Below are 11,320 nucleotides of genomic sequence, written 5' to 3'. Positions count from 1 at the left end.
CGGCCGCCCCGCCCGGCCCAGCTACGGGCCCTGGTCGCCGTCCTGGACGAGGCGGTGGCCGCGCAGTCGCCGGCCGACGCGGCGGTGGCGGCCTGCGGCGAACCGGGTCCCGTCTCCTGCCTCACGGCCCGCGCCTGCGGCCGCCAGAGCATCGCCCTGCACCGTCTGCGCACCCGCCTGCAGGATCTCCACCTGCCCGACCCGGACCTCGCCCAGGCCCAGGACCGGGCCGCACGTCTGCTGGCCTACGACCTGTGGATGCTGCGCGAGTCCCTGAACCTGGCCTTCACGGTGCACCCCGACCCCCGTACCGAGGCCGCGCGGCTGCGCCTGAACGGCCTCGGCCGTCACGCCGACGACCTGCGTCGCCTGCGTGACGGCCTGCGCGACGGTCTGCGCGCCGAGGTCAGCTGAGGCCGAGCGAGGACAACGCGGTGGTCCAGTCGCTCGCGATGGCCGCACGCGCGTCGTCGAGATCCACCGTGCCGTTGCACACGGCCTTCTTCAGCTTGTTCTCCACGGAGTCCTTGCTCGCGGCGGTCTCGTCGCCGTAGCGGGGCTCGGGCCAGAGGTTCTGCTCGCTCTTGGGCGCGCCGCCGAGTTCGAGCGGCACGAGGTGGTCCTCCTCGTAGTCGGACGTACTGGTGTCGTCGTAGCCGTACTCGGCTATCTGCTTGACCTTGAGCGCGTTGGTGTACGAGGTCGACGGCCGTACGGTGGCGGTCCAGCCGGAGACGCAGATCGTGGAGTCGATGGTGGCCTGGGTGACGTCGGGGTTGTAGGCGCCGGGCTGGCAGGTCGGGTCCGGCAGCGGCAGATAGTCCTGCGAGCAGCCGGCGGCGTGGGCGGCGGAGCCGGCGCTGAGGATCAGTCCGGCGACGGCGAGGCTGAGGGACGTGGTCGTGGCGGTGAGGCGGCGCGTGGCACGCATGGGGGTCTCCCACGATCGGCCCGGGTTGTCCGGGCAGTCGTGGGCATGACAGCACTCTGACGGTCTATGCGGGTAGAACCGTTGGCCAAAGAATCAACCACCTCGCCCAAGCCTTACCGCGCCATGGCCCCAGATTGCCCAATACGTGGGAGCCCCTTGGGCGTTGGGCAACCCACCGGCAACCAGCCCGCCGGGAGCTCGCACACCCGGCCCGGCGGGAGCTCGCACACCCGGCCCGGCGGGACCGACCGGCCTACGGAGAGGTGCTCAGCGTGCTCGGCGCGCCCGCGGGCGGCGTGCTGGAGGTCGAGGTGGCCGGCGCCGGCGGCGAGGCCTCACCGGAGTCGGCCTGGGCGACGACGACTCCGATCACCGCCGCGGTCACGGCCGTCAGCGTGATCAACCACCACATCCCGATCGGTTTCGCGTGAGCGGCCATGGCACCCTCCTTCGACGCGAGCGTAGGCGTGTCGGCGAGCTCTGGCCCGCCTTTTCCCAACACTCGACAACCGCACCACCCCACCGCCGCCCCCACCCGGCCGGATACGCCGTTGATCGACATGGCATCAGCGCCTAGGTTCCGACGTCATGACGAACGTACGCATCGGCGTGATGTACGACCGCGACTGGGCCCCGGAGGACCTGCCCGGCTTCGCCCGGCGGGCCGAGGAACTCGGCGTGGACGACCTGTGGGTGGTGGAGGACCTCGGCTGGAACGGCGGGGTCTCGGCGGCGGCCGTGGCGCTGGCGGCGACGGAACGCGTCCGGGTGGGCATCGGCATCGCTCCCGCGCCCCTGCGCAGCCCGGCGCTGCTGGCCATGGAACTGGCCACCCTGGCCCGGGTGTTCCCCGGCCGGCTGGTGGCGGGCATCGGCCACGGCGTCCCGGAGTGGATGGCCCAGGCGGGCGTCGCCCCGCGCTCCCCGCTGGCCCTGCTGGAGGAGACGATCACGTCGGTACGGACCCTGCTGCGAGGCGAGCGCCTGGATCTGGCGGGCCGGGAAGTCCACCTGAACGAGATCCGACTGGTCCATCCGCCGGCCGAGGTCCCGCCGGTCGTCGCCGGCGTCGTACGCCCCCGCTCCCTCGAACTCTCCGGCCGGGTCGCGGACGGCACGGTGATCACCGAGGGCCACGGTCCCGCCGACCTGACGAACGCCCGCGCGCTCGTCTCGAAGGGCGGCGCGCCATCCGGCCACACCCTCACCGTCCTCGCCTTCGCGGCCGTAGGTGACGACCCCGACGAGGTGGCCCGCGCCCTGCGTCCCCACGTCGAGGGCCACGCCGCCTGGCTCGGCCGCCCGCAGGAGGAGGTCTTCACGGTCTCGGGCCCGGCTCCCCAGGCCGCGTCCCGCATCCACGACCTGGCGACGGCCGGCGCGAACACGGTCGTCCTGCGCATCGCGGGCGCGGATCCCCTACGGCAGCTGGAAGCCGTACTGACCCACCGCTGACCGGGCCCGGCCCCCATTACCTTCTTCGTAACCCCGCAACGGGGCTCCCGGCCTCTGGAGCTGGCATGACTGGTCCCCCTGTCGAACGCATGGCCCGGGGGATCAGGTACGGCATTCGTCAGCCCTCCAGGCTGTCGGTGGGAAGACCGGGATGTCGGCGACCGGACTCACGGTCACGGCCTCGGTCACGAGTGGCGGAGCAAGGACTCCGCCTCGGATTCACGGCCGGACAGCCGCCCGGCCTCCCGGATCTGATCGGCTGTCATGGACGGCGCCATCCTGATCGCCTCATGGATTCCATCGCCGTTGCCCCGGTCGAGCATGGCGAGAAACCAGCGCACCGCCTGTACCGGATCCGCTGCGCAGCCGATGCCGTCACGGTAGCGGCGGGCTGCTGCGAACATCGCGGAAGCATGTCCCGATTCCGCGGCCTTGACATACTGCACGAGGGCTTCGCCGTCTTCGCCCTTCTTGGCCAACTGGTCACCCAGCACGGCGCATGCCTCGGGTATCCCGAGTTCGGCAGCGGCTTGCAACCGGCGCCAGAACTCTCGGAAATTCCGCGGCCCACCGACACCCTGAAAATGATTGACCGCCAGATTGAAAGCGGCGTACCCGTCGCCGGCGTCGGCCGCCGCCCGGAAAAGGGCGTTGGCCCGCGCCGGATCGCGGGCCACACCTACGCCATTGGTCAGCATGAATCCCAGCTCACGCATTCCCTCGACGACGCCCGCGTCCGCGGCCTCGCCGAACAGGCGGGCAGCACGGGCCAGATCATCCCGACGGTCGAGCAGGATCGCGGCAAGCAGTGCCTTCGCATCCGCGTTTCCCTGGGCCACCGCGGACTCCAACCCGGGAACGAGCGCCGAGATGCCCTCTCCGACACCCACCGCACCACGGCGTTTGGCGTGGAAGTACCAGTTCCCGGCACTGATCAGGTCGCCCTGCGACCGCGCGGCCTCCGCACGCCTGATCAGTTCGACCACGGAGACACCGGCCGGAAACAGCCGCCAGTCCAGAACGCCCTCACTCACCCGTGCCTCCGAAGTCAAGAGATTCGCGCGCGATGGGCACTCCAAGTTGGCGGGCTCGGCTCTGGAAACAGAATATGCGGTCGTCGAACATGCGATGGGGCACCGGCGTACGTGAACGGCAAGCTCACGGCGACCAGGGACCGGACGTACGCCCCCTGGAAGGGGAAGGGGCCGGAGCTGGCGCTCCGGCCCCTTTGCCGTCGGGTCGCTACTTGTGCGTCGCCGCCGTGGGCCTGGGCTCCGTCCCCTCCGCGCGGAGCGGGCTGCGGTCCGGGCGGGGCTTGGGGGTGCCGCCCTGGGCCGTGGTCGTCTTCTTCTTGGGCTGGGGGGTGACGTCCTGCGGGAAGGTCAGCTGGTCGTTCATCCAGGTCAGGGTGGCGGGCATCTCCCGTACCCAGGTGGGGAAGTTGTGGCTGCCGTTGTCCGGGAGGATCGACGCCACCCGCATGGGCGCCTTGACGGCCTTGATGAAGGCCTGGGTCTGCGAGTAGCCCTTCTCACCGTGCTTGCTGGTGGCGACCAGGACCGAGACCTGGGGCGCCGGCAGGTGCTTCAGCCGCCACATCAGGTCGTGGCCGTCGACCCGGGCCTGGCGGCCGGGTCCGCTGCCGAAGAGGTTGCCGGTGGTGGGGTCGTCCTTGACCCGGTAGTCGGGCGACAGGGCCGCGGCCGTGGTGTAGACGTGCGGATCGCGCATCGCGAGCTGGAGGGCGCAGCTGGCGCCCGAGGAGTAGCCCATGACGCCCCAGGCGCTGGCGTAGTGACCGGCGCGGTAGACGGACTTGATCGCCTCGGGGAGGTCCTTGGCCAGGAACGTCTCGGTCTGCGGTCCGCCGGGGACGTTCACGCACTCGGTGTCGCGGGGCGGGGCGATGGTGGGCCGGATCATCACCACGATCGTCGGCTGCATCTGGCCCTTGCTCTGCAGGTCCGCGGCGGTCTGCGGGACCCGCAGGTGCTGCGCGAGGTTGAAGATGGAACCCGGGTAGCCGCTGAGCGCGACGATCACGGGGAAGCGCTGGCGGTGGTACGCCTTCTGGAAGTACTGCGGCGGCAGATAGACGAAGGCCGGGTCGACCACGCCGGTGCGCTTGCCGATGATCTTGACCGACTCCACCCGCCCGACGGACGCTGCCGGGCCGCTCGGCAGTCCGCTGACCCGGCTGAGCTGGTCGTTCCCGGCGGGCTGCACGAGCGAGCCGTGGACACTGCTTATGCCGTTGACCGCACCGTCACCGTTCTGGTCGGCCGCCTGCGTCACCCCGACGGGAGCGGTGTCGACGTGGCCGAACAGCTCGCCCCAGGAGCCGAAGAACTGGTACGACGAGTTCACCGCGCACGCGAACGCCGCGACGATGGTCACCTGCGTCACCCCGATGGCGCCCAGCCGGCCCAGCACGTGCCACAGTCCCGGCTTCGCGAACCGTGGCCACAGCCAGACCAGCAGCGCCACACAGAGGGCGGCCAGCGCCACCATCACGTATACGGTCGTTTGACTGGTCAAACCCATGTCACTCAGTCCCTGACTTCCTGCCCGTGCACAGTTCCTACGCACAGAAGGAGGGCAGAAGAGCCTTCCGCGTTCCGTAACGAGAGTTTTAGGCGTAAGACATGGCCTGTTCCGCTATGTCGTACAGGGAATCCCGCCCCCACGAGTGACGAAGGTCATGGGGACGGCACGCACCGTTGCTCAGTGCCACGCCTCCGACAGGCGTACGAACGTGTGCCCCGATGCCAGCAGGCGGGGTACGGCGGACGCGATGCCGCGGGCCGTGCCGCCCTCGGGGTGGTTCATGTGGCAGATGACGACGGAGCCGGCCGGGGCCGAGCCGACGGTCGTGCTGACCTGTGCGGGGCTGAAGGTGGCGCCCGCGTCACCGTTGACGGAGAAGCCGGCGAACCGTTCGCCCAGCGCGGTGACGATGCCGGCCGCCACGTCGTCGCAGTACGCGGTGCCGGAGCGGAAGAAACGCGGTGGGCTGCCCAGCAGCCGGGTCAGCTTCGCCCGGTTGCCGGCGACCTCGTCGTAGACCTCGGCGGCGCTGCGGGTTCCGGGGATGCCGTAGGCGGAGCGGCCGGTCACGGAGAGGGGGAGGTGGCGGGTGCCGTGGTTGGCGATCTCGAAGAGCGGCTCGGCCGCGAGTCGGCGGAAGACGGCCGGGTTGGCGTCTGTCCAGCGGGAGTTGAGGAACAGCGTCGCCGGTATCTCGCGCCTGCGCAGGAAGTCGATCAGGGCACGGTCGTAGCCGCTGCCGCCCCGGCCGCGAAGAAGGCGCCCACGCTGGAGGCCTCCCCGCTCCGTGGCCAGACCGTCAAGATGCCGCGCATCCGCAAGGTCATCGGCGACAACATGGTCAAGGCGCTGCACGAGCAGGCGCAGCTGTCCTCGGTCGTCGAGGTCGACGTCACCCGCCTGATGCGCCTGCGCGCCCAGGCCAAGGACTCCTTCGCCGCGCGCGAGGGCGTCAAGCTCTCCCCGATGCCGTTCTTCGTGAAGGCGGCGGCCCAGGCGCTGAAGGCCCACCCGGTCATCAACGCCAGGATCAACGAGGCCGAGGGCACGATCACCTACTTCGACACCGAGAGCATCGGTATCGCGGTGGACTCCGAGAAGGGCCTGATGACCCCGGTCATCAAGCACGCGGGCGACCTGAACATCGCCGGCATCGCGAAGGCCACGGCGGAGCTGGCCGGCAAGGTCCGCGCCAACAAGATCACGCCCGACGAGCTGTCCGGCGCGACCTTCACCATCTCCAACACCGGTTCGCGCGGTGCGCTCTTCGACACGATCATCGTGCCGCCGGGCCAGGTCGCGATCCTCGGCATCGGTGCCACGGTCAAGCGCCCGGCGGTCATCGAGACCGAGGAGGGCACGGTCATCGGCGTCCGCGACATGACCTACCTGACCCTCTCCTACGACCACCGTCTGGTGGACGGCGCCGACGCGGCCCGTTACCTGACCGCGGTCAAGGCGATCCTGGAGGCGGGCGAGTTCGAGGTCGAGCTCGGCCTCTGAGGTCCCGCAGTTCGCGCGGTGCCCCCGTCCGGAGCGATTCCGGCGGGGGCACCGTCGTGTCCGCTACCGGGGCGCGAGGGGGTGATCGCTCCAGTCCCACAGCGTCTCCACCCACACGTTGGGCACGTCCAGGTGCGGCGCGTACGTCAAGTGCCGTGTCCGGTAGGCGCGCAGCACGTCGTAGGTGGCGTCGAGGCAGTCCCGGGACGTCAGTTCGCCCGTGCTCGGGTCGACGCCGACGAGGAAGCCGCGGCCCTCCACGGTGCGGATCATCCGCCGGGCGGCGCCCACGTCACTCGTCGAGGACGGGACGCAGCGGTAACGGCTGTACGGGTGCGTGGACTTGCCGGGATAGTTCGCATCCCGGGACATCTCGCTCAGCATGCGGGCGTACGTCCCCTGCGCGTGCCAGGCGCCGATGTTGCCGCCGGGCGGGGTGTAGAGCTTGTTCGTGGGGTTCTCGACGGCGCCGTACACCCACTGGTCGGTGCCCGTGATCCGGAAGCCCCAGCCGACGTGCCCGAACTTCTGGGCGCCGTCCGGCTTGACGAAGACGCAGGCCCCGCCGCTCGCGCCGCCGCCCCGGGCCGCGGCCGCCATGTCCGCGATCTCCGCGCCGCCGGCGCTCGCGGTGCCGCCGCTCGGCGCCCCGGACGCCGCCGTCGGTGTCGGCCGGCACCCCGTGACACCGACAGCCGTGCAGGCGATCGCCGCCGCCACGACCGCCCAGCCGATCCTGCCGCGCTGTCCCCCGATGTTCATGCCTTACCCCCGATGTTCCAGGAGCGCCCCGTTCGGGCACCCCTTGCCGACCGCGACGGCGCGGGCGGCCGGCGGGTTCTGGCGGTGACACGGCGGTGACGGCTCCGGGTCCTGTCCGGTACGGGTCTTTACAGGCGGCCTTGCCCTGTGAGGCGTGTAAGTCTCGTCTCACCTGCATGGAAAGCGCCCCCGTGCGCCCCTCCCGAAAGCGCTCGCGGCCTTATTGTCTAAACGTCAAACGCCCTTAAGGAGCTCTCATGACCGCGCCCGTCGTCCACTCGCTGCGCGAACAGATCCGCGAGCACATCGTGGAGGGGATCGTCAGCGGGCGCTGGAAGCCGGGCGAGCGGATCGTGGAGCGTCGTATCGCGACCGAGCTGGAGGTCAGCCAGACGCCGGTGCGGGAGGCGCTGCGGGAGCTGGAGTCGCTGCGGTTGATCGAGTCCGCGCCGAACAAGGGCGTACGGGTGCGGAACCTGACGGCGGCCGACCTGGAGGAGAGCTATCCGGTGCGGGCCGGTCTGGAGGCGATCGCCGCGGAGCTGGCGGCGGAGCGGCTGGCGCAGGACTGCTCGGCGCTGGAGCCGCACGTCAGCGCGCTGTACGAGGCGGACCGGGAGTCCGACGGCACCGGGCAGGTGCGGCACACGGTCGGCTTCCACCGCGAGCTGGTGCGGGCGGCCGGCAACTCGGTGCTGCTGCACACCTGGGAGGGCCTGGGCATCGAGGTCTTCACGGCCCTGTCCATCCGCTGGCTGGGGACCGTCCAGCAGTCGTACGCGGAGGAGCACGAGGAGCTGGTGGCAGCGTTCCGGCGGCGGGACCCGCGCATCGCCGAGATCGTCAAGTCCCATGTCCTGGGCTGCGCGCCGCGCGCCTGAACCCAGCCTGAACCCACCCGAGCGCAACCCCGCTCACCTGCGAGAACGCCTGCACATCGGCGGCACGCGGTGTCCTTGACCGCGACACTCCGTGCCGACTTTCTCGTAATCAAGATATTTTGCCCTGGAGCCTTTGATCGATCATCGATCAGGGAGTTATTGTCGCCGACGGACCACGCGGCGGTAGCCGCAAGGTGTCACAGCACCGAGGTTCCAGCCCTGTCCTGCCAAAGACCGAGGGCACCCCCGAACCCTTGCCGATGAGGGAACCCCCTTCGACCGAGGAAGGCGGCGACATGACCGACCCCAACGCCATCCAGCCGAGCGAGCTCGACCAGCTCCCGGACCGGGACCCGGAGGAGACCGCCGAGTGGCAGGCCTCCCTGGACGCGGTCGCCGAGGCGGCGGGCCCGCACCGGGCCGCGTACCTGATGCGCCGGACGCTGGAGAGGGCCGAGGGCACCGGCATCGCGCTGCCCAAGCTCCTCGAGACCGACTACGTCAACACCATCCCCACCGCCGCCGAGCCCTCCGTGCCCGGCGACGAGGAGATGGAGCGCCGTATCACCGCGTGGAACCGCTGGAACGCGGCCGCGATGGTGACGCGGGGCTCGAAACACGGCGTCGGCGGCCACATCGCCACCTTCGCCTCCGCCGCCTGGCTCTACGAGACCGGCTTCAACCACTTCTTCCAGGGCAAGGAGTCCGACGGCTCGGGCGACCAGCTCTACGTCCAGGGCCACGCCTCCCCCGGCATCTACGCCCGCGCCTTCCTCGACGGCCGCCTCACCGAGGCGCATCTCGACAACTTCCGCCAGGAGGCCGGCGGCAACGGCCTGCCGTCGTACCCGCACCCGCGCCGGCTGCCCTGGCTGTGGGAGTTCCCGACGGTGAGCATGGGCCTCGGCCCGCTGTCCGCCATCTACCAGGCGCGCTTCAACCGCTATCTGACGGCGCGCGGCATCAAGGACGTCTCGTCCTCGCACGTCTGGGCCTTCCTCGGCGACGGCGAGATGGACGAGCCGGAGTCCACGGCGGCGCTCGCCCTGGCCTCCCGCGAGGGCCTGGACAACCTGACCTTCGTCATCAACTGCAACCTGCAGCGCCTCGACGGCCCGGTCCGCGCCAACTTCAAGATCGTGCAGGAGCTGGAGGCCCAGTTCCGCGGCGCCGGCTGGAACGTCATCAAGACGCTGTGGGGCACCGCCTGGGACGAGCTGTTCCGGCTCGACACCACGGGCGCGCTGGTACGCCGGCTGCGCGAGGTACCGGACGCCCAGGTGCAGACGTACCAGACGCGGGACGCGGCCTACATCCGCGAGGACTTCTTCGGCAAGGACCCGGCGCTCGTCGAGATGGCGAAGCTGCTGAGCGACGACAAGATCCTCGAGTGCTTCCACCTCTCGCGCGGCGGCCACGAGGCCCGCAAGGTGTACGCGGCCTACAAGGCGGCCGTCGAGTTCAAGGGCGCGCCGACCGTGATCCTGGCGCAGACCGTCAAGGGCTTCACCCTCGGCGAGGGCTTCGCGTCGAAGAACGCCAACCACCAGATGAAGAAGCTGACGGTGGACGAGTTCAAGAACATGCGGGACCTTCTCGAACTGCCCATCTCCGACAGCCAGTTCGTCGACGGCGTGGTCCCCTACGGCCACCCCGGCGCCGACTCCCCCGAGGTGCGCTACCTCCAGGAGCGCCGCGCGGCCCTCGGCGGCCCGGCCCCGGCCCGCCGTACGCACGCGCTCGCGCCGCTGCCCGCCCCCGCCGACAAGGCCTTCGCCTCCTTCGACAAGGGCTCCGGCTCGCAGAACGTGGCCACCACGATGGCCTTCGTCCGCCTCGTCAAGGACCTGGTCCGCGACAAGGAGACCGGGAAGCGGTGGGTGCCGATCGTCCCCGACGAGGCGCGCACCTTCGGCATGGAGTCGCTCTTCCCGTCGCTCGGGATCTACTCCCCCAAGGGCCAGACGTACGAGCCGGTCGACCGCGACCAGCTGATGTACTACAAGGAGGCCAAGAACGGCCAGATCCTCAACGAGGGGATCACCGAGGCCGGTTCGATGGCCGACTTCATCGCCGCGTCCACCGCGTACGCCACGCACGGCGAGGCGATGATCCCGTTCTACATCTTCTACTCGATGTTCGGCTGGCAGCGCACGGCCGACCAGATGTGGCAGCTCGGCGACCAGCTCGGGCGCGGCTTCCTGGTCGGCGCGACGGCCGGCCGTACGACCCTGACGGGCGAGGGCCTGCAGCACGCGGACGGCCACTCGCCGGTGATCGCGGCGACGAACCCGGCGGCGCTGTCGTACGACCCCGCCTTCGCCTACGAGATCGCGGTGATCGTCCGTGAGGGTCTGCGCCGGATGTACGGCGAGGCCAGGCCGGGCGAGGACCAGAACGTCTTCTACTACCTGACGGTCTACAACGAGCCGCTGCCCCAGCCCGCCAAGCCGCAGGGCCTCGGCATCGACGAGGGCATCGTCAAGGGCCTGTACCGCTTCAACACGGCGGAGTCCGCGGGCGTGACCGTCCCGGCCAACGCCCCGCGCATCCAGCTGCTGGGCTCCGGCACGGCGATCCACTGGACGCTCGAGGCGCAGCGGCTGCTCGCCGAGGAGTGGGGCGTGGCGGCGGACGTGTGGTCGGCGACGTCCTGGACGGAGCTGCGCCGTGACGCGCTGGAGGCGGACGCGGCGCTGCTGCGGGGCGAGGAGCGCGTGCCGTTCGTCCGTCAGGCCCTGCAGGGCGCGGAGGGCCCGGTGCTTGCGGTCTCCGACTACATGCGCCAGGTCCCGGACCAGATCGCGCAGTGGGTCGAGCAGGACTGGTCCTCGCTCGGCGCGGACGGCTTCGGCCTCTCCGACACCCGCGAGGCGGCCCGCCGCCACTTCGGCGTCGACGCCGAGTCGATCGTCGTGGCCGCCCTCGCCCAGCTCGCCCGCCGCGGCGAGGTCAAGGCGACGGCCGTGAAGGAAGCGCGCGAGAAGTACGGGCTGTGACACCGGCCGGTCCACCGGCCGACCGACGAGGCCCCCGCCACGGCGGGGGCCTCGTTGCATCATGACCCCATGCGCGCTGCCCGTCTCATCAAAATGGTGCTGTTGCTCCAGAACCGGGAGTCGATGACCGCCGCCGAGCTGGCGCGGGAGCTGGAGGTGTCCGAGCGGACCGTGACCCGGGACGCGCAGGCGTTGTCCGAGGCCGGGGTGCCGGTGTACGCCGACCGGGGGCGGGCCGGGGG

11 protein-coding genes and 1 pseudogene are annotated in these 11,320 nt (G+C 70.8%); 7 read left to right on the top strand and 5 right to left on the bottom strand.

Annotation, left to right across the window (positions count from 1 at the left end):
* Positions 1 to 414: hypothetical protein (locus GRC12_RS35320; RefSeq protein ID WP_244374271.1), on the top strand; the 414-nt coding region annotated here is incomplete at its 5' end.
* On the opposite strand, the gene GRC12_RS35315 is transcribed toward GRC12_RS35320, so the two are convergent.
* Complete coding sequence (locus tag GRC12_RS35315) at positions 407 to 931, bottom strand: hypothetical protein (protein WP_208784059.1); 525 nt, start codon at positions 929 to 931, stop codon at positions 407 to 409. The genes GRC12_RS35320 and GRC12_RS35315 overlap by 8 nt on opposite strands.
* Positions 932 to 1,203: 272 nt before the next feature.
* Here GRC12_RS35315 and GRC12_RS35310 point away from each other — a divergent pair, with 272 nt between their 5' ends.
* A complete protein-coding gene (locus tag GRC12_RS35310; protein ID WP_208784057.1) occupies positions 1,204 to 1,362 on the top strand; it encodes a hypothetical protein in 159 nt (52 codons plus the stop codon).
* A gap of 157 nt (positions 1,363 to 1,519) precedes the next feature.
* Positions 1,520 to 2,386, top strand: coding sequence for an LLM class flavin-dependent oxidoreductase (locus tag GRC12_RS35305; RefSeq protein WP_208784056.1), 867 nt, complete (start codon positions 1,520 to 1,522; stop codon positions 2,384 to 2,386).
* Positions 2,387 to 2,571: 185 nt separating this feature from the next.
* On the opposite strand, the gene GRC12_RS46795 is transcribed toward GRC12_RS35305, so the two are convergent.
* From GRC12_RS46795 to GRC12_RS35290, 3 genes are all read right to left on the bottom strand, one after another.
* On the bottom strand, positions 2,572 to 3,420 hold the full coding sequence (locus GRC12_RS46795; protein ID WP_208784055.1) for a tetratricopeptide repeat protein: 849 nt from the start codon (positions 3,418 to 3,420) through the stop codon (positions 2,572 to 2,574).
* 208 nt (positions 3,421 to 3,628) lie between these two features.
* Positions 3,629 to 4,930 carry an alpha/beta hydrolase gene (locus GRC12_RS35295; RefSeq protein ID WP_208784054.1) on the bottom strand — a complete coding sequence of 434 codons (1,302 nt, stop codon included), beginning with the start codon at positions 4,928 to 4,930 and terminating at the stop codon, positions 3,629 to 3,631.
* A 180-nt stretch (positions 4,931 to 5,110) separates the two neighbouring features.
* Positions 5,111 to 5,728: a polysaccharide deacetylase family protein gene (locus tag GRC12_RS35290; protein WP_208784063.1), complete on the bottom strand. Its 618-nt coding sequence runs from the start codon at positions 5,726 to 5,728 to the stop codon at positions 5,111 to 5,113.
* On the opposite strand from GRC12_RS35290, the pseudogene GRC12_RS35285 reads away from it, so the two are divergent.
* A pseudogene (locus tag GRC12_RS35285) lies at positions 5,666 to 6,436 on the top strand (2-oxo acid dehydrogenase subunit E2); the annotation flags it as partial. The gene GRC12_RS35290 and the pseudogene GRC12_RS35285 overlap by 63 nt on opposite strands.
* 63 nt (positions 6,437 to 6,499) lie before the next feature.
* On the opposite strand, the gene GRC12_RS35280 reads toward GRC12_RS35285, so the two are convergent.
* Entirely contained in the window at positions 6,500 to 7,198 is a 699-nt protein-coding gene (locus tag GRC12_RS35280) for a hypothetical protein (RefSeq protein WP_208784053.1), read from the bottom strand.
* Positions 7,199 to 7,455: 257 nt separating this feature from the next.
* Here GRC12_RS35280 and GRC12_RS35275 point away from each other — a divergent pair, with 257 nt between their 5' ends.
* The 3 genes from GRC12_RS35275 to GRC12_RS35265 all read left to right on the top strand — a co-directional run.
* Positions 7,456 to 8,079 (top strand): GntR family transcriptional regulator, encoded by a 624-nt coding sequence (locus GRC12_RS35275; protein WP_208784051.1) that lies wholly within the window; start codon positions 7,456 to 7,458, stop codon positions 8,077 to 8,079.
* Between the two features lie 296 nt (positions 8,080 to 8,375).
* The gene (gene aceE, locus GRC12_RS35270; RefSeq protein ID WP_208784049.1) at positions 8,376 to 11,078 is read left to right on the top strand and encodes a pyruvate dehydrogenase (acetyl-transferring), homodimeric type; all 2,703 of its coding nucleotides are present in this window, start codon (positions 8,376 to 8,378) and stop codon (positions 11,076 to 11,078) included.
* Between the two features lie 69 nt (positions 11,079 to 11,147).
* Positions 11,148 to 11,320 (top strand): helix-turn-helix transcriptional regulator (locus tag GRC12_RS35265; protein WP_208784061.1); only part of this gene is annotated, 173 nt, incomplete at its 3' end.

The sequence above is a fragment of the Streptomyces griseorubiginosus genome, from assembly GCF_017614965.1.
In the GTDB taxonomy this organism is placed as follows: Bacteria; Actinomycetota; Actinomycetes; order Streptomycetales; family Streptomycetaceae; genus Streptomyces; species Streptomyces griseorubiginosus_B.
The sequence above is the reverse complement of the archived record's forward strand: the minus strand, read 5'-3'. Positions and strand labels throughout refer to the sequence as shown.

What these genes read in the sequence shown, in the direction of transcription:
- GRC12_RS35275 (WP_208784051.1), top strand. Translation starts at nt 7,456, where the DNA reads ATGACCGCGCCCGTCGTCCACTCGCTGCGCGAACAGATCCGCGAGCAC.
- GRC12_RS35315 (WP_208784059.1), bottom strand. Translation starts at nt 931, where the DNA reads ATGCGTGCCACGCGCCGCCTCACCGCCACGACCACGTCCCTCAGCCTC.
- GRC12_RS35295 (WP_208784054.1), bottom strand. Translation starts at nt 4,930, where the DNA reads ATGGGTTTGACCAGTCAAACGACCGTATACGTGATGGTGGCGCTGGCC.
- aceE (WP_208784049.1), top strand. Translation starts at nt 8,376, where the DNA reads ATGACCGACCCCAACGCCATCCAGCCGAGCGAGCTCGACCAGCTCCCG.
- GRC12_RS35280 (WP_208784053.1), bottom strand. Translation starts at nt 7,198, where the DNA reads ATGAACATCGGGGGACAGCGCGGCAGGATCGGCTGGGCGGTCGTGGCG.
- GRC12_RS35305 (WP_208784056.1), top strand. Translation starts at nt 1,520, where the DNA reads ATGACGAACGTACGCATCGGCGTGATGTACGACCGCGACTGGGCCCCG.